Consider the following 22500-nt stretch of genomic DNA (forward strand, 5'->3'; position numbering starts at 1 on the left):
ACCTAAGCCATGTCCCCCCAGACTCGTATAGGTGGTCGCATGTCCATCCCCACGCACCGTCGCCCAGCTTCCAGACTGCGCCGCAGGGCCTTGGCCTCGGTGGCGCTCCTGGCCGGCGCCGGCCTCCTGGCTGTCGGCCAGCCCTGGGCGAACGCGGCCGCGAACGTCACCTTCGACACCGGCACCGGGCTGGCGTTCACGATCAACGGCACCAACGGCAACATGACGTCGCTGAAGCACAACGGCACCGAGCTGACCGCGTCCGGTTTCGCCGCCGGCCAGTTCGAGTCCGGCTTCTCCACCGCGACCGTGACCAGCAAGACCTTCAACAGCGGCAGCTCGATCCTGGTCAGTGTGGCGAGCTCGTCGACGGGCGTGACGCAGTACTACTTCGCCCGTAAGAACGACAACACCGTCTACATGGCGACGAACATCAGCAAGGCGCTGAACCCGGGTGAGGCCCGTTTCATCGCCCGGCTCAAACCGTCGTTGCTGACCACCTCGCCGGCCGCGGCCAAGACCGGCGGGTTCGGCACCACGGTCGAGGGCTCGGACGTGTTCGCCAACGGCTCCGGGCAGACCGCGTCGAAGTTCTACAGCTCGCAGCGGCTCATCGCGCAGAAGCCGTTCGGTGCCAGCGGCTCCGGGCACGGAGCGTTCATCCTGCCCGCGTACACCGACATGACCTCGGGTGGACCGTTCTTCCGGGACATCGAAGTGAACGACACCGGCAGTGCGGTCAACATCACGCACTACATGTACAGCGGGCACCAGCAGACCGAGGCGCTGCGGCTGGGGCTGCACGGGCCGTACGCGCTCTCCCTCACCAACGGCGAGGCGCCCACCGCCCGCAGCATGGACTTCCTGGCCGCCTTCATCCCCGGGATGCTCTCCAACGCGCAGCGCGGCGGGGTCAGCGGCACCGCGGCCGGCACCTGGAACGGCCTGTCCGCGACCGTCGCCCTGGCCGGGGCCAACGGGCAGTACTGGGGCCAGGTCAAGTCCGGCAAGTTCGTGATCGGCCACATCAAGCCGGGCACCTACACGGCCACCCTGTACGCCGGTGAGCTCGCGGTCGGCGCCACGAAGACGATCACCGTGACGGCCGGCGCGACCACCACCGTGGCGATGACCGGCAGTGTCCCGGCCGCCGGCACACTCTTCCAGCTCGGCACCTTCGACGGCACCCCGGCCGGCTTCCTGAACGCCGACCGGATCGAGACGATGCACCCGTCGGACTCGCGGATGTCGGCCTGGAAGTCGAGCGCGTATTCGGTGAGCGGTGGCGCGGCGAAGTTCCCGATGGCCGAGTTCAAGTCGGTCAACTCGCCCGCCGCGCTCGGCTTCACCCTCGCGTCGGTGCCGGCGAACGGCGTCAAGCTGCGCATCGCCACGACGTCGAGCTTCGCCGGCGGGCGCCCCGCCGTCGCGATCGGGAGCTACACCTCCCCGGCCTCGGCTTCGCCGGCGCCGACCAACCTGAACTCGCGCAACGTCACCCGGGGCACGTGGCGCGGCATCAACACCACCTACACCTTCACGATCCCGGCGAGCGCCCTGAAGACCGGCAGCAACACCCTGTCGATCTCGGTGGTGAGCGGCAGCAGCGGAGAGACGTTCCTCAGCCCGAACTTCATCTTCGACGCGCTGGCCCTCGACCCGGCGTGAAGACTCCGGATCGGCCGTGCCGTCCCGCCAGGCAGCGCGGCCGATCCGGTCCATTGAGGAAGGCGGGCGGGTCACCATGACCGGCCCGCCTTTCCTTGACCCCATGCTCCGGTACGGCCACAGGCCCCCAAAACGGACGAGCCGGGCGCGTAACGTCGCAACGCTGACGGATCGTCGCTGAACCGTGATCTACCAGGCGACTCAGCGGGCACATCTGTCAATTCATGGATGCGTAATCTCCTGTTCCTAAGAATGAGGAGCACCCATGAGGCACACGCGTAGCGTGCTCGTCGCGGCGATCGCCACCACCACCGCGCTGGCGTCCACCCCCGCTGCCGAGGCCGCTCTCCCGGCCCAGTCGTCGATCACCAACGAAACCGTCCGGCACGGGGTCACCCTGCTGGTGGATCGCACGCCGGTCACCACCTACCCGGCCACCGGAAAGGGCGAGACCCGGGCCGACTTCGACGGTGACAACCGTGACGACGTCGCCGCGTTCAGCAACTCCGGTCTGTCCGTCGCCTACACGTCCGCGCCCTACCGGGACGTGCTGCGGACCGAGGTCCCCGGCGCCTCCACCTCGTTCGGCACGGCGCTGGAGGCCGGCAACTTCAACGGTGACCGGTACGACGACCTGGCTGTCGGTGACGCCAACGAGCCTGATCTGCGCGCCATGGGCTACCAGGCCGGCGCGGTCTGGATCATCCCGGGCGGGCCGAACGGGCTCGAGATCGACCGGGCCCAGCACTTCAACCAGAGCACCGCCGGCGTTCCCGGCGCGTCCGCGGAGTACGACGCCTTCGGGTTCTCGCTGGCGGCCGGCGACATCACCGGCGACGGCCGTGACGACCTGGCCATCGGCATCCCGCAGAAGGAGATCAACGGCAAGGAGAACGCCGGCGCTGTCGTGGTGCTCAGGGGCACCACGAGTGGCCTCTCCAGTGCCAACACCCGCTGGATCAGCCAGGCCACCGCCGGAGTGCCGAGCGCGGCCAGCACGGGTGACCAGTTCGGCTGGAGCCTCGCGATCGGCCGGATCGACAAGAACCGTTACCAGGAACTCGTGGTCAGCGCCATCAGCGAGCAGCCGGACACCGGTTACCTGGGCAGCGGCACGGTCACCCAGTTCTGGGGCGGCGCCGGTGGGGTGTCGATGTCGAAGGTCACCATGGTGGCCGGCGGTCAGATCACCAAGAAGCTCAACAAGCGCAACCTGTTCCTCTGGCAGATCGGCATCGACCTGGCGATCGGCGACGTCACCGGCGACGGGTACGGCGAGGTCGTGATCGGCGCCTCCAGCGCGCAGGCGGGTCCGCCCAGCAACATCTACGGCGGCGCCGTCGTCACCATCCCCGGCCGGACCACCGGCCTCTCCCCGACCGGCGCCATCGCGATCACCCAGGAGAGCACCGGCGTGGCCGGCGGCACCGAGGACGACGACCGGTTCGGCGACAGCATCGCGGTCGGTGACGTGACCGGCGACGGACGCGCCGACGTGCTGGCCGGCGTTCCCGGCGAGAACGCCGGGGCCGGCACGGTCGTGCTGCTGCGCGGCTCGGCCAAGGGCCTGACCGGTGTCGGGTCGCGCACGATCAGCCAGTCGACGGCCGGAGTGCCGGGTGGCGCCGAGCGCGGCGACCGGTTCGGCGCCATGGTGGCGCTGCTCAACCTGAACGGTTCCGGCGGTCTCGACGCGCTGGTGGGCAGCCCCGAGGAGGAGGTGCCCGGCGACCTCGACGGATATTCGAGTGGCACGATCACCCGGTTCCTCGGCTATCCCTCCGGGCTCGGCAGCGCCACTCTCACCGACGGCCGGTTCCTCGGCGGGCTCGCCGCCATGTACGGCCAGCGGATCGCCTCATGAACAGGATCTCGATGAACCCCTTCCCGCTCCGGGCCGGTCTCGTGGCGGCCACCGTCCTGACCGGACTCGCGATCAGTGGCCCGGCCGAGGCCGCCACCACGGGCACGGCGCAGGTGGTCAACCGCACCCAGATCCTGTTCAAGGCCGCCGCCAAGCGGGTCAACTACGTGACGATCACCAGGTCCGGCAACACGATCACCATCGACGACCGGGTGACCATCAAGCCGGGCGCCGGCTGCAAGCAGGTCTCCGGCGACAAGACGCGGGTCCGCTGCACCACCTCGGGCACGCCGACCTGGGGCAGCATCCAGACGTACGACCTGAACGACACCATCGTCAACCGCGCCGACCTTGGCCTGTCGATCCGCCCGGGCAGCGGCACCAACCGGGTCGTCGGCGGCCCGCGCCGCGAGGACCTGTACGGCGGTGACGACAACGACACCATCTACGGCGGTGGTGGCAACGACTACATCTACCCGGGCTACGGCACGAACGTGGTGTACGGCGGCCCCGGCGACGACAACATCAAGGGTGGCGGCAACAGCGACACCATCTACGGCGAGGCTGGCAACGACCGGATCGACACCGGCGACGGCAACGACGTGGCCCGTGGTGGTCCCGGCGACGACATGTTCGACGAGGGCACCGGCCGGGACACCCTCTACGGCGACGACGGCAGCGACAGCTTCAACGAGGGCGGCTGGAACGGCGTGGCCCGGGAAGCCATCCATGGTGGCGCCGGCTGGGACATCGTCGAGTACATGGCCCGGAGCCGTCCGGTCTCCGCCGACCCGGACGGTAAGACCGGCGACGACGGCCAGTACGGCGAGGGCGACTCGATCGGCGCCGACGTCGAGTCGCTGCGCGGCGGCCGGAGCAACGACTGGCTGGCCGGGAACGCCGGTAACAACACCCTGGACGGCGGCGAGGGCAACGACACCCTCTACGGCCTGGGCGGCGACGACCAGCTGTCCGGTGGCGAGGGCCAGGGCAACGACAAGCTGTACGGCGGCGCCGGCAACGACGAGTTGTCCGCCGACTTCGGCAACGACCTGCTGTACGGCGGGTACGGCGTCGACACCGTCAGCTACGTCTACCGTCTGGTGCCGGTGGTGGCCGACCTGGACGGTCAGACCGGTGACGACGGTTCCGGCACCGAGCAGGACACCATCGGGGCCGACGTGGAGAACCTGTGGGGTGGCTACGGCGCCGACCTGCTGATCGGTAACGACAGCGCCAACCTGATCCACGGTTCGACGGGCGCCGACGTGATCCGTGGTGGCGGCGGCAACGACGAGCTGCACGCCGACGACGGCTCCCGTGCGGGCACCGACAAGCTCCTCGGTGAAGCGGGCGACGACACCCTCTACGGCGGCGGCTACGAGCAGTTCAACCGCTACTCGCTGGACGGCGGCGACGGCACCGACGCGTGCCTGCACGAGGGCAATTACGGCACCGGCGACCGGGCGAACTGCGAAAGCTGACCCGGCACAAACCTGACTGGCACAGGCTGACCTGGCGGGGCACTCATCGGTGAGTGCCCCGCCAGGAGTCTTCAGAGGTCGAACTCGCCGTCGTTGACACCACCGGTGAACGCGTCCCACTCCGCCTTGGTGAAGAACAGGATCGTCGCCGGGTCGGTGGAGTTACGCATCGCGGCGCCGCCGTCGGGTAGGCGTGCGATCTCCACATACTCCCCGCCGGGCTCTCCGGACCGGAGCCACTCGGCAGCCTGCGCATCGAACGACGCGGCGTAGATCTTCTCGCCCACTACGTCCCCCTCTCCCGGCCTGACCCGGTCGACTCCCAGCAAACAGCAGCCTCCCTCGCTGAGGGAGGCCGCGTTCAGGTGAACGCTATCGAGGGCCCCTCTGCCGGGCGAGTGACATGACATGTTCCAGATAGTCGACAGCACCCGGATCGCGATGACCTTGAATATCGAGGTCTAGCTGTGAGATTGCTGGGTATCCAGCGCCCATGGCGCAAACCGTCCCGGCCTCCGGATCGGAGACCATCCGCAGTCTCATCCCGGCGCGGATCGACCGGCTCAGCTGGTCGCCGTTCCACACCCGCATCATCCTGGCGCTGGGTACCGCCTGGGTGCTGGACGGACTCGAGATCACCGTGGCCAGCGCGGTCGGACCCGTCCTCGCCGAGCAGGAGACCCTGGCCCTGAGCTCGGCGCAGGTCGGCCTGATCGCCACCGTCTATCTTCTCGGCGAAGTGTTCGGCGCGCTGTTCTTCGGCCGGCTCTCGGACGCGCTCGGCCGGAAGAATCTGTTCATCGTCACCCTCGGCGTCTACCTCGCGGGTAACGCACTCACCGCACTGACCTGGGGAAACAGTACGGCCGCACTGGTCTTCCTGTATCTCACCCGGTTCATCGCCGGCGCCGGGATCGGCGGCGAGTACGCCGCGATCAACTCGGCCATCGACGAGATGATGCCGGCCAAGTACCGCGGGCGGGTCGACATCGGCGTGAACGGCACCTACTGGGGTGGCGCGATCATCGGCACGCTCGGCACCTACATCCTGCTGAACAACATGGACCTGAACTGGGCGTGGCGGATCGGCTTCCTGATCGGCCCGGTCATCGGGCTGGCCATCTGGGGTCTGCGCCGGCACCTGCCGGAGAGCCCGCGCTGGCTGATCATGCACGGGCGGGAGGCCGAGGCCGAGGAGAACATCGCCCGGATCGAGCGGGCCGCCGAGGCGTCCGGCCAGACGCCGGCGCCGCCGGACGAATCCCGGGCGATCGACATCCGGCCCACCGAACCGCACGGGTACCTGTCGCTGCTGAGGGTGCTGTTCCGGGTCTACCCGGCCCGGTCGACGCTGGGCGCGACCCTGATGATCACGCAGTCGTTCCTCTACAACGCGATCTTCTTCACCTACACGCTGGTGCTCACCAAGTTCTTCGGGGTGAGCGAGACGGCCGCGCCGCTCTACCTGGTGGCGTTCGCGATCGGCAACCTGATCGGGCCGCTCACCATCGGCCGCCTCTTCGACACGGTCGGACGACGGAAGATGATCTCCGGCACCTACCTGCTGTCCGGGGTGCTGCTGGCCATCACCGCGGTGCTGTTCCAGCAGGGCGCGCTGAATGCGATCACCCAGACGATCGCATGGAGTGTGATCTTCTTCTTCGCCTCCGCGGGGGCCAGTTCGGCGTACCTCACGGTCAGCGAGATCTTCCCGCTGGAGATCCGGGCGCAGGCGATCGCGGTGTTCTTCGCCATCGCGCAGTGTTTCGGCGCCATCGGGCCGGTGTTCTACGGCTGGCTGATCGGCGAGGGCGAAGACCCGGACAAGCTGTTCATCGGGTTCCTCATCGGCGCCGCGGTGATGGCCGTCGGCGGCATCGTCGAGGCGGTCATCGGCATCGACGCCGAGGGCAAGTCGCTCGAGGAGGTGGCCACGCCGCTGTCGGCGGTCACGACGCGGCCACGCGCCACCGGCTGATCCGGGAAAGCCGGTCCAAGCCGGGGCCGGCGCCACCGGCTGATCCGGGACAAGCCGGGCCAGACGGGCCGGCGTCACCGTCTGACCCGGAAGGACTCCGGGTCAGACGAGGCCGGCGCTGCCGGCGACAGCGGCGGCCTCGGTACGGCTGGAGACGTGCAGTTTCCGCAGCAGGGCGGCGGTCAGGCGCTTGACCGTACGGTCCGAGACGTGCAGCACGCCGGCTATCTCGCTGGTCGACGACCCGGTCGCGATCAGGCGCAGCAGCCGCTGGTCGCTCTCGTCGAGCTGGGCCGCGGCGGTCTGCGCGGTCGGGCGGCTGGGCCGTTCCACGAGGGAGGCGAGCAGCGGGGCGGGCACGACCGCCCAGCCTTCCAGGGCGGCCAGCAGGGGCGGGATGGCCTCGTCGCCGCGCGGCAGGATCCCGGACGCCCCCGCCCGTAGGGCCTCCAGCTCGGCGGCCGGGTCACCGTCACCGTCCAGCGCCAGGATCCGGGTCTTCGGGGCCGCGGCCCGCGCGGCGGCGACGGCCGCGACTCCGGCTGACGACATCAGATCCACCAGGATGAGATCTGGTACGGGTTCTCGCACCAGCCCGGCCACATCCGACCCGTCGCCCGCTCCGGCGACGACGGCCCGGCCCCCGGTGACCTCGGGGATTGACTGTTCGAGGCCACGCACCAGAGGGGCATGACCGGACACCACTACAACCCTGATCCCGTTCCGCATGGCCCCGGGATGCCCACCTGGCGACGATTCATTCCTCGGAGCCGGTAACTCCGCCTCAGCGCGGGTGCGCTGCCACGAATTCGGCGATGTACTCATCGAGACGTTTCTCCGGCCGCCAGCCCAGTCCGCTGGCCTTGGTGGTGTCGGCCTGGCCGCGCACCCGCTCGCCACGCCGCTCCGGGATCAGGGTGAACTCGGCGCCGAACAGCTCGGCGACCTTGGACATCGGCCACTCGCAGCCGGTGCCGAGCAGGTAGCCGTCGCCGGTCCCGCCGCGGGCGACCAGCACCAGGCCGCGGACGATGTCGTCGATGTGGGTGAAGTCGCGGGTCTGGGTGCCCGGGGACACCACGGTCAGCTGCTCGCCGGCCAGGAACTGCCGCTCGAAGATGCCGATCACCGTGGCGTACTTGCCCTGGCTGATCTGGCCCGGGCCGTAGACGTTGTAGAAGTACGCGATCGCGTAGTCCAGCCCGTACCAGTTCGAGTAGTTCTTGATGTACTCGATGTTCTTGGCCTTGGTCCACGCATACGGGTTGAGGTTTTCGTCCTCACCGTCGTTGCCGAATTTCGAGCTGGACCCGGCGTAGATCAGCTTCGCGCCGTGCCCGGCCGTGAACTTGACCACCTCCTTGGTACCGAGGAGGTTGAAGTCCCAGGTGAGGTCGTGATCCTCGAACGACTGGGGGATCCGCGAATACTCACCGAGGTGGAAGACCAGCTCCGGGCCGGGGAGGCCGCGGTCCGCCCAGATCTTGGCGATGTCGGTGGTCGACCCGTCGATGTAGGTGACGCGCGGGTCGTGGACGTGGTTCTCCGGGGTGCCGGTGAAGTAGTTGTCCAGTGAGACAACGGCGGCGTCCGGGAAGTCGTTCAGCAGCGACCTGATCAAGGAGCTACCGACGAATCCGGCACCACCGGTGACCAACAGGGTTCGGCTCAACATACTTCCCATCTTCCGGTCCGCGCAGCGCCGACCAGGCTACCTGTGGTAGGTGCCCGGAAACCAACCGCTCGCGTCGGTATTACCCGGAGCGGCCATGGCGACACTCTGTGGTCGCCATGGCCGGGCTCAGTTCACCACTTCGAGGGAGCCGGGGGCGCCACTACCGGGGGACGGTCGTCACACGTGATGGTGTTCGGCACGAACGGCGCGAGCCAGCCGCCGTCGTTGCCGCCGAGATCGGTCAGACCGAACTCGGAGCCGGTCGCCGGGAAACCGAACCGGCCGCAGTTGTTCACGCCGACCGCCCCGACGTTGCGGGCGTCGACGTTCTCGAAGGACGCGGACCCGCCTGCCCGTGCGCTCAGGACACTGGTGCCCGTACCGTCGACTCGAATGTCCTTGAATTTAATGTCGTCGATGGAATAGAGATCTTTGACGCCCCACTCGGCGACCAGCATGATCGCGTTGTAGGTGCTGTCCAGGTAGTGGTCGCCGGTGACCCGGACGTCCGCGTCGAAGCTGCCCTGGAGGCTGTAGAGCCAGATCGCGCCGAGGCCGATCCGCCAGTTCAGCTCGAAGGTACCGGCTCGTACGGTGGTGTTGTTCGTGAACCGCAGGAAGCCGGTGAACGGCTCGGCGCCGAATCGGGTGCCGGCGTGCAGCGCGCTGCCCTCCCGGACCGGGTCGGCGATCAGGTTGTTCGACACCGTGGTGTCCCGGCCGCCGTAGATGGCGATGCCGTTGGCCAGGGTCGGCGACTGGATCGTGTTGCGGTCGAAGGTGTTGCCGGTGTTGGTGGTCTTCTCCGCCCACATGGCCAGCGCGTCGTCGCCGGTGTTGCGCACGAAGTTGTTGCGGACCAGCGAGCCGGTGACCCCGGTGTGGAAGTTGAGGCCGTCGGCGATCTGGTCGACGATGACGTTGTTCGTCACCTTCGTGTTCGACATCGGGCCGTCGAACCAGAGGCCCACCTTGGTGTGCTGGATGTACAGGCCGTCGATCGTCGAGTCACTCATCGCCCCGCCGACCCCGTTGACCTGGTCGGTGTCGATCCGCTCGCGCACGTCACCCTGGATGGCGAAACCGGACAGGTGGACGTTGCGGCTGCCGCCCTCGGCCGCGCTCCGGCCGTAGAAGCCGACGCCGGTGTGCACCGAGCCGTCCGGGTCCGGCACGTCGAGGGCCACCTCGCGGCCCTTGATGATCGTGTACCAGTTGCCGGCGCCGGTGATGGTCACGTCGTCGACCACGATGTGCCGGTTGACCTGGAAGACGCCCGGCGGCAGGTAGACCTTCCGCTTGGCCTTCCTGGCGAACGTGATGGCCCGCTCGATGGCCGTCGCGGAGTCCCTCCGCCCGGTCGGGTCGGCTCCGAAGAGCAGCACGTTCACGCCGGTCAGGTCGACCTTCGGCAGGCCGACGAACTCGGAGTCGAGCAGGTCGATGGTGGTCGGCACGCTGCGCGCGGTGAGCCGGATCTTGTCGCCGGCCCGGTACGTGCGCCCGAGGAGCAGCCGCTGCTCGTCGTAGAAGTGGGCCGGCCGGAACGGCTTGGTGATCACCGGAGCCGGGGTGGTGGCGGCCGGCACGCACTGGCACTCGGTGATCCACCAGTCCGGGTGCAGCAGGTCCGCCTGCGGCTCGTTGGTGAACGGATACTGGTTGTAGAGCCACGAGTATTGCGAGGTCAGCGTCATGGTGCGGGCGCTGTGCCCGGTCCCGACGGTCAGCGGCGCGGTGATCCCGCCACCGTTCGGGGCATCCGGGATGCTGTAGCGCACGGTGATCGCGTTCGCGGCCCGGGGCAGGGTGAACTCCACCCATTCGCCGGGGTCGAGGGTGACCGCGGAGCGGCCGGACGCCTCGGCCGGCAGCGTGTAGGCGGTGCGGTCCGGCCCGATCACGGTTCCGTTGGTGGCGGCGTGCTCGGCCTCCTGCTCCAGGAAGGCGACGGTGGCGCCACGCCCGGCGACCAGGGCGGGGTCGAGGGCGGCCCGGGTGACCTCGGCGGCCGCGGGAGCGGCCGCGGCGGCGTGCGGGATGCCGGTGGCGCCGAGCACGACGCCGGGGAGAAGGACGCCGAGAAGAAGGGCGGACCAGCGCGGTGGAACGCCGGTCCGCCTCTCGTCAGAGGACATCGAAGGCTCTTTTCTCTGAGGAAGGTGAGCCGACGATAGATGTACGGAGATCTACCTCACAATGACTTGTCGCAATCTTTCGTCAACCTGCTGAGTTATTGCAAGACTCCGCAAGCTCAGAGCGTGAATCGGTCCACGATCCGGCGCAGGTCGCCGGACATCCCGGCCAGGTCGGCCGCCGCCCGGTCGGTCTCGGCGACCCCCGAGGTGGTCTGCTGCACCGAGGCGGCCACCGCGTTGATGGTGTCCGAGACCCGGGCCCCGGCGTCCGCGGCCTCGGTGACGTTGCGGCTCATCTCGTTCGTGGTCACGGTCTGCTCCTCCACCGCGGAGGCGATCGTGGTCTGGAAGTCGTTGATCCGCGCGATGATCTCGCTGATCTCGGCGATCGCCGCGACCGCGCCGGCCGTGTCGGCCTGGATCGCGGCCACCCGCTGACCGATGTCCTCGGTGGCCCGCGCGGTCTCCTGGGAGAGTTCCTTGACCTCGCTCGCCACCACGGCGAAGCCCTTGCCGAGCTCACCGGCACGAGCGGCCTCGATGGTGGCGTTCAGCGCCAGCAGGTTCGTCTGCTCGGCGATCGCGGTGATCGTCTTGACCACACTGTCGATCTCCGACGAGGACTCCCCCAGCTTGGCCATCACGGTGCTGGTGTTCGCGGTGACGTCCACCGCCCGCGACGCGACCTGCGCGGCCTGGGTGGCGCTCTCGCTGATCTCCCGGATCGAGGCGCCCATCTCCTCGGCGCCGGCCGCGACCGTGTGGATGTTCGACGACATGATCGCGGCCGAGTCGGCGACCTCGGCCGCCTGCCGGGCGCCCAGGTCCGCGCTGTTCGAGCTGTTCCGGCTGGTCCGGGCGAGACCGTCGGACTCCTCGGCGAGCCGCTGCGAGTGCGCGGTCAGGTCGGTGACGGTCTGCCGCAGCGTGTCGCTGGCCCGGCGCAGGGCGCTCGCCATCTGCCCGACCTCGTCGCGCTGCTCCACCCGCGGATCGCCGGAGAGGTCACCCCCGGCGACCTGGTCGAGGACCCGGCCGACCCGGCGCAGCGGCTGCACGATCAACCGGGACACGTAGAGGGCGGCGATGATCGCGACCAGCAGCACCACGACCAGCACGATGATGATCGTCGTCCGGGTCTGCTCCGCCTTGGCGTCGAACTCGCGGCCCTGGAGCAGCGCCGTGTCGGCGTAGGCGATCTCCTCGTTGAGCAGGCCCTCGTAGGTCTTGCGCAGATCCCGGTTCGTGCCGAGCGCCAGATCGATCGCCGCCTGGGGCTTGGTCCGGTAGAGCGTGAACTCGGACTCCAGGGCGGTGAACCAGGCGTCGATCGCGGCCTGGATCGCGTCGACGCGCGCGGCAGATTCGCTGGAGTCGGCGACCGCCCGGGCCGCGGCCAGCGCGGCGTCGATCTTCTCCTTACGGCCGAGTGCCTCGTCGCTGAAGTCCGTGTTGCCCTTCAGGAGATAACCGCGCTCGTCGTTGGCGGCGGACTTCGCGGTCACCGCGGCGCCGTTGAGATTGGTGCTGTACGGCAGCGTCGAGGCGATCTCGGTGTTCCGGTCGTGCTGGAGCCGGTTGATCCCGACGACGCTCAGCACGCCGGTCGCGACGGTTCCGGCGATCGCCACACCGGCGACCGCGAGCACCTTGGTGGAGACCTTTCGGTTCCGGGCCCACTGCCCCAGCCCACCCGCCATGGTCATTCCTTCTCTCGTTTGTCCCGATACCGGTCAATCGGTGCCCGCGAGAAGGGAATTAGTTACGGGACGGTGAACTCCATCAGAACGCTGCGGGCGGAACGTTGAACGGGGTGATGACCTGCACCGCCGACGGGTGGGAACTGATCGGGCCGGGCAGCACACCCTGGGCCCGCAGGATCGCCCGGCAGGCGTGCCGGACGTCGGCGCGCAGATCCTGATGCAGCACCGCGGAGATCCGGTGTTCCCGCAGCAGCTCCGCGTTCTCCCGGTCCAGCCCGTGCGCCACGAAGACGTCGTAGTTGCGGCGCTCGGCCGCGAAGGCCGACACCACCGCTGCGTTACCGCAGGTGCCGGCCGAGTAGACGGCCCGGATCGAGGGATTCGCGGCGAGCACGGCCCGCAGCGGGCCGTCCTCCGCACTCGCCAGGGTCAGCAGCCGCCGCGCCGGGAGGACCGAGCGGAACCCCTCCTCCCGCTCACCCCGCCCGTTGATCAGCAGCACGTCACCGGCCCGGTCCGCGAGCAGCCGCTCGACCAGGTACGCCGCGGTCGCGCCGGAGTCGAAGCCGTCCACCCCGACGTGCGCGATGCGTTTGCCGGCCGGCAGGTCGTGGTTGAGCGTGACCACCGGGACGGTCAGCCGGGCCACCGCGTCGGCGACCTCGGGCGCCGGCGGGGCCAGCACGATCAGCCCGTGCGACCGGGAGCGGCCGACCCGGTCCAGGGCCGTGGCCGGGTCGTCGGTGAGATGTGTCCGGGTGCGCACGGCCACCGGGGCGAACTCCGGCGCCTCCGCCTCCAGGGCGGCCCGGATCGCGGCGCTGAACCGGCGGGAGGTCGCCAGCACCACGTCGATCACGAACGGGCGGCCGGACCGGGTGTGCTCCTGCCGGTCCAGGTCGGCGATCGCCTGGTGCACCGCTCGGACGGTGCTCTCCCGGACTCCGCCGCGCTGGTGCAGCACGCGGTCCACGGTGGCCTGGCTGAGCCCGGCACGCGCGGCGATCTCCCGGATCCGGTACGGGTGCTTCACGCCGTACAGAATGATGGTTTTCTGAGGTTCTATGGAAGGTTCTTGATGTTTTCTCGCCCCTTCGCGTGACCCTTTGAACCCGCGTTACGCTGCCCGCGTGCGCGTGTTCTCCCGCAAGAACGACCATGGTGTCGAGGTCTACGACGCCGAGCTGAACCTGGTCCGGACGTTCGCCGTCCCGCCCCGGAGCACCTACAAGGAGCCGGGGAGCGAGGGGCATGCCGTGCCCGCCTCGCGTGACCGGCTGTTCTACGCGACCGACACGGCCGTGCTGAAGGTCGATCCCGAGGGGCGCGAGGAGTGGCGTTTCGAGCTCGGCGCCCGCGGTCCGAAATGTGGCGTGTCCTATACCGATGTCGCCCTCGCCGCCGACGACGAGTTGCTCTGGGTCTACGTGCCGAACGTGATGGCCGATCGCGGCCGGGACGACGAGTGGATCGTGCTGGACGCCGCGACGGGTGAGCCGCGAGCCCGGCACGAGCTGCCGACGGCCGGGCACGGTGGCGACCATGTCGCGCTGCCCGACGGCCGGATGCTGCTGGAGGTCGGCGAGGGGCAGGACGGCGTCCAGATCTACCTGGCCGGGCCGGGTGCGGCGCTGCACGACTTCGGCTGGGGCGACCGTTCGCTGCACGGTGTCTCGCCGGACGGGACGAGGTTCGTCACCGTCGGTCACGACAGCGACGACCTGATCGTGCACGCCTTCCCCAGCGGAGACACCCTGTTCACGGTGACGCTGCCGGATTTCGGTTTCGCCGGCGACGAGGACGACCTGTTCCTGGAGTGGAGTCCCGGATTCCTGGACGACGACACGGTGATCGCGGTCGTCTTCGGTGTCGACGAGGAGGAGGACACCGACTGGTGGCGGCACTTCCGGGTGGACGCCCGCACCGGCGAGGTCCTCGGCGAACTCGAGATCACCACGATCAACCAATACGATCTGGATGTGCTCGGTGACGGAACGTACGTGATTACGGACACCGACGGAACACTCCGGCGGATGTGATCTTGCCGGGCAGGGGCTATCTTTGACGGGTCCGCCGAGAGGCGCTGCAACGGACAACGACGTCCGCCACGCTCGGCCGGGCTTACTTTGACTCAAGGGCGCCTCCTGTCGAGGGAGGAGCCCTCTTTTCATGAGCGACAAACTTCGATCCATCAACGGTCTCGACTTCGCGGTCGCCGACCTGTCGCTGGCCGAGGCCGGCCGCCACCAGCTCCGTCTCGCCGAGCACGAGATGCCCGGCCTGATGTCGCTGCGCACCGAGTTCGGTGACAGCAAGCCGCTGCGCGGCGCCCGGATCGCCGGTTCGCTGCACATGACCGTGCAGACCGCCGTCCTGATCGAGACCCTGGTCGCGCTCGGCGCCGAGGTCCGCTGGGTGTCCTGCAACATCTTCTCCACCCAGGACGACGCGGCGGCCGCGGTCGTCGTCGGCCCGAACGGGACCGTCGACGCCCCCACCGGCGTCCCGGTCTTCGCCTGGAAGGGCGAGACGCTGGAGGAGTACTGGTGGGCGACCATGCGGCTGTTCGAGTTCAGCGACGGCCAGGGCCCGAACATGATCCTCGACGACGGCGGTGACGCCACCCTGCTCGTGCACAAGGGCGTCGAGTTCGAGGGCGCGGGCGCGGTCCCGGCCACCACGGCCGAGGACAACCACGAGTACTCGATCATCCTCGAGACGCTGCGCGAGAGCCTGGCCGTCTCCAAGGACCGCTTCACCAGGATCGCGGCCGAGATCAAGGGCGTGACCGAGGAGACCACCACCGGTGTGGCCCGGCTCTACAAGCTGGCCAAGGAGGGCACCCTGCTCTTCCCGGCGATCAACGTCAACGACGCGGTCACCAAGAGCAAGTTCGACAACAAGTACGGCATCCGCCACTCGCTGGTCGACGGCCTCAACCGGGCGACCGACGTGATGCTCGGTGGCAAGCTGGCCGTGGTCTGCGGTTACGGCGACGTCGGCAAGGGCTCGGCGGAGACGCTGCGCGGCCAGGGCGCCCGTGTCGTGGTCACCGAGATCGACCCGATCTGCGCGCTCCAGGCGGCGATGGACGGCATGCAGGTCGTCCGGCTCGAGGACGTGGTCAATGAGGCCGACATCTTCATCACCACCACCGGCGGCACCGACATCATCACCGTCGACCACCTGTCGGCGATGAAGCACAACGCGATCGTCGGCAACGTCGGCCACTTCGACGACGAGATCGACATGGCCGGCCTGGGCAAGGTCGCGGGCATCGAGAAGGTCGAGATCAAGCCGCAGGTGCACGAGTGGCGCTTCCCGGACGGCCACTCGGTGATCGTCCTGTCCGAGGGCCGCCTGATGAACCTGGGCAACGCGACCGGTCACCCGAGCTTCGTGATGTCCAACTCGTTCACCAACCAGGTGATGGCCCAGATCGAGCTCTGGACCAAGCCGGAGGCGTACGAGAAGCAGGTCTACGTGCTGCCGAAGCACCTGGACGAGAAGGTGGCCCGGCTGCACCTGGACGCGCTCGGCGTCCGGCTGACCACCCTCACCAAGAAGCAGGCGGAGTACCTGGGCGTGGACGTCGAGGGCCCGTTCAAGCCGGAGCACTACCGGTACTGATCTTCCGTACCACGACGCGCCCGGTCATCGGATGATGATCCGGGCGCGTCCCTTTTAGGCGTTTATGCTGCGAATATGTCTTTCCGTCACAAGATTTTTACGTTCGGTGCAGTGGCTCTGATCGGCCTCGCCGGCAGCCCGGCGGCCGCCACGCCGGCCCGCCCGGAGGCCTCCCGGCCGGCCGGGGTCACGGCCCGCCCGGCCAGCCCGGAGGCCGAGTTCCTGATCGCCGTGCACCAGGGCAACCTGGCCCAGATAGCGGCCGGGAAGCTGGCCGCCCACCGGAGTGAGAACCGGACCGTCCGCCGGCTCGGCAAGCGGTTCGCGACGTACCACAAGAAGCTGGATGCCCAGGTCAAGCAGGTTGCCGCCGCTCTCGACGTACGCCTGCCGAAGGAGCCGAACTCAGAACAGCTCGACCTCGCCGGGCAGTACCGGGCCGCGGCCGCCGCCGATTTCGACACGCTCTTCATCAACACCCAGCTGTCCGGCTACGAGCGGGCGGCCAAGATCGCGCGGCTGGTGCTGGCGGTCAGCAGCGATCCGGCGATCGCGAAAATCGTCGCCACCGTGACTCCGGTGATCGAGGAGAACCGGCTCGCACTGACCGCAGCCCGCGACCAGCTGGCCCGGGAGCAGCGGCGACAATGATCGGATGATCTACGAGCCGATCCTGCTGTACGCGCTGGGAGCGATCGCGGTGATCATCGTGGTCCACTGGGTCACGGAGAAAACCGGCCTCCCCGCTGCTGTCCTGCTGACATTGGTCGGCGTCGCCTACTCGTACCTACCGGGTGAAAACCTGAAGGTGAACGAGGAAGTCATCCTGATGTTCGTCCTGCCGCCGTTGCTCTACAACGCGGCACTGGATTCCTCCCTGCTCGACATCCGCCGCAACATCCGGACGGTGATCAGTCTCTCGGTGGTCCTGGTGCTGATCACCGCGCTGCTGGTCGGCCTCGGCTTCTCGCTCTGGGTCCCCGAGGCCACCCTGGCCGCCGGTATCGCCCTGGGCGCGGCGGTCGCCCCGCCCGACCCGGTCGCCGCGCTCGCAGTCGGTCGCAAGGCCGGGCTGCCGGGCAAGCTGATCACCCTGATCCAGGGTGAGGGCCTGCTCAACGACGCAACCGCGCTGACGCTTCTGACGGTGGCGATCGCCGCCCAGAACGACGGCGAGGAGATCGCGTTCGGCGGCACGGTGCAGCAGTTCTTCACCTCGGCGACCGGCGGCGTGATCATCGGCATCGTCATCGCCTATTTCGTGCGGTTCCTCAGGCCGTTCCGGCAGGACCCGCTCAGTGCCAACGCGCTGTCGATCATCACGCCGCTCGGCGCTTTCACCCTGGCCGAGCACTTCCACCTGTCCGGCGTGCTCGCGGTCGTGGTGGCCGGGCTGATCGTCGGTCATGACACGCCCCGGTACACCACCGGCGCCAGCCGCCTGCAGACCGCCGCCGTCTGGCGATTGATCGACTTCCTGCTGGAAGGCGCGGTCTTCCTGCTCATCGGGATGCAGGTCAAGAGCATCCTGAAGGGCCTGACCGACTACACGTGGCAGGAGGTCTGCATCGCGCTGGGGATCACCCTCGGCGTGGTTCTCCTGATCCGCCCGCTCTGGCTGGCCGTCACCCAGCTACTCCCCCGCCAGCTTCACCTGCGGCTGGGTGGCCAGCAGGACGACGACATGGACGTGCCCGAGGGCCGGACCAAGGAGGAGCCGCTGTCCGGTCGCGAGGTGACCGCCCTGACCTGGGCCGGCACCCGCGGCGTGATCACCCTGGCAGCGGTCTTCACCATCCCGGACTCGGTGCCGAACCACGACCTGATGGTCTTCTGCGCCCTGTTGGTCGTGCTGGTCACGCTGGTCGGTCAGGGCCTCACCTTCGCCCCGCTGGTCCGTCTGCTGGGTCTGCGCGCCAACCAGAAGGACAAGGCCCGGCTCCGTAACGAGGCCCGGTCGGCCGCGGTCGAGGCGGCGCTGGACCGGCTCGACGACATCCAGGAGGAGAAGCACGACCACGTCGAGGACGAGGCGATCGAGACGATGCGGCGGCAGCTCCAGTTCCGCCTGGACCGCTACCGGCGGCGGCTGGACCTGCTGGACCAGGTGGAATCCACCGAACTGCCGAAATCACCGCAGTACGAGGCGGCGCTGATGGTCCGGCAGGCGGTCATCGACGCCGAGCGTGAGGAGCTGCTGCGCTGGCGGGACGCCGGCCGTCTCGCCGACGAGAGCCTGCGCGTCCTCAACCGGGAGCTGGATCATGAGGAACTGGTCCTGCCGAAGCGACCAAAGGACTGATACATCCGTATTAGGTTGAAATAATGCGAAGATCGCCGACGCTCCTGGCACTGGCCCTCGTCGGCATGCTGACGGCGTGTGGGGGCGGCGAGGACGCCGCCCCCAGGTCCACCGCGCAGAGCGGGGTCCGGCTCGGTTTCTCCCAGGTCGGCGCGGAGAGCGCGTGGCGGCTGGCGAACACCAAGTCGATCGAGCACGCGGCCACGAACGCCGGGGTGCAGCTGGATCTGCGGGTCGCCGACGGGAAGCAGGAGAACCAGACGGCGGCGATCCGCGACTTCATCAGCCAGAAGGTCGACATCATCGCCTTCTCCCCGGTGGTCGAGTCCGGCTGGGACAAGGTCCTCCAGGAGGCCAAGGACGCCGAGATCCCGGTGATCATCACCGACCGGATGGTGGACACCACCGACACCTCGCTGTTCACCACGATGCTGGGCTCCGACTTCACCGCCGAGGGCCGCAGGGCCGGCGAGTGGCTGGTCGAGCACTACCGGGACTTCAACGAGACGGTCCGGATCGCCGAGATCGAGGGCACCACCGGCTCGGCGCCGGCCAACCAGCGCCGGGCCGGGTTCGCCGAGGCGATCAAGGACGACCCCAGCCTCCAGGTGATCGCCTCGCGGGACGGCAGTTTCACCCGGGCCGGCGGCGAGCAGGTGATGGCCGGCTTTCTCCAGGAGCACTCCGACATCGACGTGGTGTTCGCCCACAACGACGACGAAGGCCTCGGCGCGATCAAGGCGATCGAGGCGGTCGGGAAACGCCCAGGGGTGGACATCAAGATCATCACGGTGGACGCCAGCCGGGACGGGCTGACCGCGCTGGCCGAGGGCCGGCTCAACTACGTCGTCGAGTGCAATCCCCTGCTCGGGCCGCAGCTGATGGAGCTGGTCGGCAAGGTGTCGACCGGGCAGACCATTCCGCGCCGGGTGGTCGTCGACGAGACCGCCTTCGACCGGGAGGCCGCGAAGGCCGTCCTGCCGAACCGGCAGTACTGACGGCTAACCACCGTCGGGCAGGAGGGCGGCCAGATCACCGAAGGTCCCCCGATGGGACCTGATCACCGGTGCCAGCGCCGCCCGGAACGCCGCCAGGTCGACCTCCTCGAGGAGCCCGCCCTGCCGGCTGGCGAGATCGGTCTTCTGGTCGGTGGCCGCGGCCCACAGCCGCAGTTCCTCCTCCCCGGCGAGCCGGCCCGCCTCGACGATCGCGTCACGCACGCCGGACGGCTGCTCGTTCAGCCACTTCTGGCTCACCATCAGGGCGTCGACGGCGTGCTGGTGCCGGGTCCAGGAGTAGTGGGGCGCGTACGGCAGGTGCTGCTCGGTCACGTAGAAGACGATGCTGTTCTCCGCGCCGTCGACGAGTTTCTGCTGCAACGCGGACATGATGTCGTTGGTGGCCATCGGCACCGCGTCGGCGCCCAGGATGTTGATCATGTCGATCGACACGATGTTCTGCGGCACCCGGATGCGCAGGCCCTTCAGATCGGCCGGGGTGCGGATCGGGCGGATCCGGTTGTAGATGCTGCGGTCGCCGCCGTAGAAGTAGGTGAGCACCACGAGTCCGTGCTCGGCGAGGATCGCTGCGCAGCGTTTGCCCAGGTCACCGTCAAGACTCTGGAGGCACTGCTCCCGGCTGGCGAAGGCGTAGGGCAGGCTGGCCACGCCGAGTCGTTTGTCGTACGCGGTGAGGTTCGCCATCAGCGTCTTGCAGAAGGCGACCTGGCCGGTCCGGACCATCTCGGTGACCCGGTTGTCGTCGCCGAGCACGCCGCCGGGCATCACGGTCAGCCGGTACCGCCCGTCGGTGAGCTCGGCGAGCTGCTCGGCGAAGTAGTGCTCGGCGGTCACCATCGGGCTGGTCCGCTGCACCGGCTCGGCGAGCTGCACGTCCACCGACGAGCCGGGGCCGGTGGACGTGCCGGGCGGAGCGCACCCGCCGGCCAGCCCGGCGGCGGTCAGTAGGAGCAGGGATCGACGATCCACAGCCCCACGGTAATCGAGCCGAAAACCTCAGACCGCGCTTATCGCCATTCCGGATCCGGCCCCGGCCAGCCAGGCGGTCAGATCGGCGGCCGGCAGCGGACGGCTGATGTGGTAGCCCTGCGCCTCGTGGCAGCCGAGCTCGTCCAGCGCCCGGAGCGCCGACTCGGTCTCGACACCCTCGGCGACGACCCGCAGCCGCAGGTTCCGGGCCAGGTCGACGACCGCCCGCACGATGGTCTCGTCCCGGCTGTTCTCGCACATCTTCATCACGAAACTCCGGTCGATCTTGAGCTCGTGCGGCGGCATGTCCCGCAGGTGGGCGATCGAGGAGTAGCCGGTGCCGAAGTCGTCGATCGAGATGTTGACGCCCTGCTCGCGCAGTTCGCCGAGCACCTCGCCGGCGCGCATCATGTCGGCGATCACGGCGCTCTCGGTGATCTCCAGGGTGAGCAGCTCCGGGCGTACCCGGTGGCGTTCGAGGGCGGCCGCGACGGTCGCCGGGAAGGTGTCGTCGGACAGCGACCGGGCCGGGATGTTGACCGACACCGGCAGCTCGTGGTCCAGCTCCGCCCAGCGGGCGATCTGGGCCAGCGCCTGGTCCAGCACCTCGGCGGTGACCAGGTCGATCAGCCCGGTCTCCTCGGCCAGCGGGATGAAGGCGTCCGGCGCGAGCAGGCCGCGGGTGGGGTGCTGCCAGCGCACCAGGGCCTCGGCGCCGCACGGCATCCGGGTGGCCACATCCACCTTGGGCTGGTAGAAGACGACGAGCTCACCGCGTTCGATGCCGTGCCGGAGCTCGCTCTGCAGGGTGAGGCGGCTCGCGTCGCCCTCGTCGAGTGACGCGTCGTAACCGGTGACTCCGCCGTGCCGGCGTTTGGCCGCGTACATCGCGACGTCGGCGTGCTGGAGCAGTTCGGCGGCGTCGGCGCCGTCGGCCGGGTACATCGCGACCCCGATGCTGGCGTCGATGTCGACGGTCAGTCCGCTCAGCTGGATCGGCTGGCGCAGCGCCTCCAGGATGCGGCGGCCCGCCTCCACCGCCTCCGGCTGGTCCGGGGTGGTCGGCAGGATCAGCGCGAACTCGTCGCCGCCGAGGCGTACCACGACGTCGCCGCTGCGGCAGCCCTGGTCGAGCCGCCGGGCCACCTCGACCAGCAGGTCGTCGCCGGCGTGGTGGCCGAGCGTGTCGTTGACCTCCTTGAACCGGTCGAGGTCGAGGAGGAGCAGGCTGAACGGCTCGCCGGCCTCCTCGCTGTGGCGGATCGCGGCGTCCAGCTCGTCGTGCAGCATGGCCCGGTTGCCGAGGCCGGTCAGCGAGTCGTGGGTGGCCTCGTGCAGGCGGCGGGCGACCTGCCGCTCGGCCCGGCGCTGGTAGCCGACCAGCACGAGCGCGCACACCGCGAACAGCACCGAGACGATCAGGATGGTCACCTCGGCCACCAGCTGCAGCGTGACGGCCTGCTTGTCGACCGCGGCCAGGTATCCGGCCAGCGCCTCCTGGTTGCGGCGGACGTTGGCGAGGACCTCGTCGCGCAGCGGCGCGAACGCCAGGGCGGCCAGTTCGGAGTAGCCCTGTACCTTCGCTCCGCGCTCGGTCTGCGTCATGATCTCGACGACGATCCGGTTGTAGTTGGCGTACGCGCCGCGGATCGCGTCCAGCTCGAATCGATCGACCGCGCCGTTCGCCTGCAACCAGTCCAAGCCCCCGCGAGCCGAGTCGAGGACTCCGGCCAGCTGCTCGCTGCGGTACTCGGTGCCACCCGTCGCCAGGTACTCCCGTAGTGCGGCGTCCTGGGCGTTCAGCCGTACCGAGACGTCGTTGAGCACCCGGGTGACCTCCTGGGCCCGGCGGACCTCCTGGGTCGCCTCGGCCGTGCCGTTGGCGGCGAGCACGGCCGAGACGGCCAGCGTGACGATGCCGACGGCGGTGCCCGCGACTGCGGACCGGGCGGTGGCCCGGCGGGCCAGCAGTCGTCCCCACCGCGTTCGTGGTCCGGTCCGGCCGGTCGATGCAATCGTGTTCACGAGCACATCAGTCGGTCCCTCCGGCAACGACCTGACCTTTCGGCC

The 22500-nt window shown here is 69.1% G+C and carries 17 protein-coding genes and 1 riboswitch; of the genes, 9 read left to right on the forward strand and 8 right to left on the reverse strand.

Annotated features, from left to right (window positions below):
* Positions 1–39 precede the first annotated feature (39 nt).
* From AB0E94_RS24580 to AB0E94_RS24590, 3 genes are all read left to right on the forward strand, one after another.
* Entirely contained in the window at positions 40–1668 is a 1629-nt protein-coding gene (locus AB0E94_RS24580) for a rhamnogalacturonan lyase B N-terminal domain-containing protein (protein ID WP_360329800.1), read from the forward strand.
* Between the two features lie 265 nt (positions 1669–1933).
* Positions 1934–3532 carry an FG-GAP repeat protein gene (locus AB0E94_RS24585; protein WP_360329803.1) on the forward strand — a complete coding sequence of 533 codons (1599 nt, stop codon included), beginning with the start codon at positions 1934–1936 and terminating at the stop codon, positions 3530–3532.
* The gene (locus tag AB0E94_RS24590; RefSeq protein WP_360329806.1) at positions 3529–5016 is read left to right on the forward strand and encodes a calcium-binding protein; all 1488 of its coding nucleotides are present in this window, start codon (positions 3529–3531) and stop codon (positions 5014–5016) included. The genes AB0E94_RS24585 and AB0E94_RS24590 overlap by 4 nt, the downstream gene beginning before the upstream one ends.
* A gap of 71 nt (positions 5017–5087) precedes the next feature.
* On the opposite strand, the gene AB0E94_RS24595 is transcribed toward AB0E94_RS24590, so the two are convergent.
* Positions 5088–5303 (reverse strand): DUF397 domain-containing protein, encoded by a 216-nt coding sequence (locus AB0E94_RS24595; RefSeq protein ID WP_360329808.1) that lies wholly within the window; start codon positions 5301–5303, stop codon positions 5088–5090.
* A gap of 206 nt (positions 5304–5509) precedes the next feature.
* Between AB0E94_RS24595 and AB0E94_RS24600 the strand changes: the two genes are divergently transcribed.
* Complete coding sequence (locus AB0E94_RS24600; protein ID WP_360329812.1) at positions 5510–6994, forward strand: MFS transporter; 1485 nt, start codon at positions 5510–5512, stop codon at positions 6992–6994.
* A gap of 102 nt (positions 6995–7096) precedes the next feature.
* Here the strand turns inward: AB0E94_RS24600 and AB0E94_RS24605 are convergent, their stop codons facing one another.
* The 5 genes from AB0E94_RS24605 to AB0E94_RS24625 form a co-directional block, all read right to left on the reverse strand.
* On the reverse strand, positions 7097–7696 hold the full coding sequence (locus AB0E94_RS24605) for a response regulator transcription factor (protein WP_360329815.1): 600 nt from the start codon (positions 7694–7696) through the stop codon (positions 7097–7099).
* 82 nt (positions 7697–7778) lie between these two features.
* Positions 7779–8669 (reverse strand): NAD-dependent epimerase/dehydratase family protein, encoded by an 891-nt coding sequence (locus tag AB0E94_RS24610; RefSeq protein ID WP_360329818.1) that lies wholly within the window; start codon positions 8667–8669, stop codon positions 7779–7781.
* A gap of 131 nt (positions 8670–8800) precedes the next feature.
* The gene (locus AB0E94_RS24615) at positions 8801–10807 is read right to left on the reverse strand and encodes a glycosyl hydrolase family 28-related protein (RefSeq protein ID WP_360329821.1); all 2007 of its coding nucleotides are present in this window, start codon (positions 10805–10807) and stop codon (positions 8801–8803) included.
* Between the two features lie 116 nt (positions 10808–10923).
* Positions 10924–12507, reverse strand: coding sequence for a methyl-accepting chemotaxis protein (locus AB0E94_RS24620; protein WP_360329824.1), 1584 nt, complete (start codon positions 12505–12507; stop codon positions 10924–10926).
* Between the two features lie 82 nt (positions 12508–12589).
* Entirely contained in the window at positions 12590–13543 is a 954-nt protein-coding gene (locus AB0E94_RS24625) for a LacI family DNA-binding transcriptional regulator (RefSeq protein ID WP_360329827.1), read from the reverse strand.
* 97 nt (positions 13544–13640) lie between these two features.
* Here AB0E94_RS24625 and AB0E94_RS24630 point away from each other — a divergent pair, with 97 nt between their 5' ends.
* The 5 genes from AB0E94_RS24630 to AB0E94_RS24650 all read left to right on the forward strand — a co-directional run bounded on the left by AB0E94_RS24630 (position 13641) and on the right by AB0E94_RS24650 (position 19440).
* Positions 13641–14549: a hypothetical protein gene (locus AB0E94_RS24630; protein ID WP_360329830.1), complete on the forward strand. Its 909-nt coding sequence runs from the start codon at positions 13641–13643 to the stop codon at positions 14547–14549.
* A 30-nt stretch (positions 14550–14579) separates the two neighbouring features.
* Positions 14580–14660: riboswitch (S-adenosyl-L-homocysteine riboswitch) on the forward strand.
* Positions 14661–14679: 19 nt separating this feature from the next.
* Positions 14680–16140 (forward strand): adenosylhomocysteinase, encoded by a 1461-nt coding sequence (gene ahcY / locus AB0E94_RS24635; RefSeq protein ID WP_360329833.1) that lies wholly within the window; start codon positions 14680–14682, stop codon positions 16138–16140.
* Between the two features lie 111 nt (positions 16141–16251).
* On the forward strand, positions 16252–16791 hold the full coding sequence (locus tag AB0E94_RS24640) for a DUF4142 domain-containing protein (protein WP_360329836.1): 540 nt from the start codon (positions 16252–16254) through the stop codon (positions 16789–16791).
* Between the two features lie 4 nt (positions 16792–16795).
* Complete coding sequence (locus AB0E94_RS24645) at positions 16796–18442, forward strand: sodium:proton antiporter (protein ID WP_360329839.1); 1647 nt, start codon at positions 16796–16798, stop codon at positions 18440–18442.
* A 23-nt stretch (positions 18443–18465) separates the two neighbouring features.
* Positions 18466–19440 carry an ABC transporter substrate-binding protein gene (locus AB0E94_RS24650; protein WP_360329842.1) on the forward strand — a complete coding sequence of 325 codons (975 nt, stop codon included), beginning with the start codon at positions 18466–18468 and terminating at the stop codon, positions 19438–19440.
* Positions 19441–19443: 3 nt separating this feature from the next.
* Here AB0E94_RS24650 and dctP read toward each other — a convergent pair whose 3' ends face one another.
* The gene (gene dctP, locus AB0E94_RS24655) at positions 19444–20430 is read right to left on the reverse strand and encodes a TRAP transporter substrate-binding protein DctP (RefSeq protein WP_360329845.1); all 987 of its coding nucleotides are present in this window, start codon (positions 20428–20430) and stop codon (positions 19444–19446) included.
* A gap of 27 nt (positions 20431–20457) precedes the next feature.
* Positions 20458–22455 carry a bifunctional diguanylate cyclase/phosphodiesterase gene (locus tag AB0E94_RS24660; protein ID WP_360329848.1) on the reverse strand — a complete coding sequence of 666 codons (1998 nt, stop codon included), beginning with the start codon at positions 22453–22455 and terminating at the stop codon, positions 20458–20460.
* Between the last annotated feature and the right edge of the window lie 45 nt (positions 22456–22500).

Source organism: Actinoplanes sp. NPDC026670 (assembly GCF_040638175.1).
Lineage (GTDB): Bacteria > Actinomycetota > Actinomycetes > Mycobacteriales > Micromonosporaceae > Actinoplanes.

What these genes read in the sequence shown, in the direction of transcription:
- AB0E94_RS24580 (WP_360329800.1), top strand. Translation starts at nt 40, where the DNA reads ATGTCCATCCCCACGCACCGTCGCCCAGCTTCCAGACTGCGCCGCAGG.
- AB0E94_RS24585 (WP_360329803.1), top strand. Translation starts at nt 1,934, where the DNA reads ATGAGGCACACGCGTAGCGTGCTCGTCGCGGCGATCGCCACCACCACC.
- AB0E94_RS24590 (WP_360329806.1), top strand. Translation starts at nt 3,529, where the DNA reads ATGAACAGGATCTCGATGAACCCCTTCCCGCTCCGGGCCGGTCTCGTG.
- AB0E94_RS24600 (WP_360329812.1), top strand. Translation starts at nt 5,510, where the DNA reads ATGGCGCAAACCGTCCCGGCCTCCGGATCGGAGACCATCCGCAGTCTC.
- AB0E94_RS24610 (WP_360329818.1), bottom strand. Translation starts at nt 8,669, where the DNA reads ATGTTGAGCCGAACCCTGTTGGTCACCGGTGGTGCCGGATTCGTCGGT.
- AB0E94_RS24615 (WP_360329821.1), bottom strand. Translation starts at nt 10,807, where the DNA reads ATGTCCTCTGACGAGAGGCGGACCGGCGTTCCACCGCGCTGGTCCGCC.
- AB0E94_RS24620 (WP_360329824.1), bottom strand. Translation starts at nt 12,507, where the DNA reads ATGGCGGGTGGGCTGGGGCAGTGGGCCCGGAACCGAAAGGTCTCCACC.
- ahcY (WP_360329833.1), top strand. Translation starts at nt 14,680, where the DNA reads ATGAGCGACAAACTTCGATCCATCAACGGTCTCGACTTCGCGGTCGCC.
- AB0E94_RS24645 (WP_360329839.1), top strand. Translation starts at nt 16,796, where the DNA reads ATGATCTACGAGCCGATCCTGCTGTACGCGCTGGGAGCGATCGCGGTG.
- AB0E94_RS24650 (WP_360329842.1), top strand. Translation starts at nt 18,466, where the DNA reads ATGCGAAGATCGCCGACGCTCCTGGCACTGGCCCTCGTCGGCATGCTG.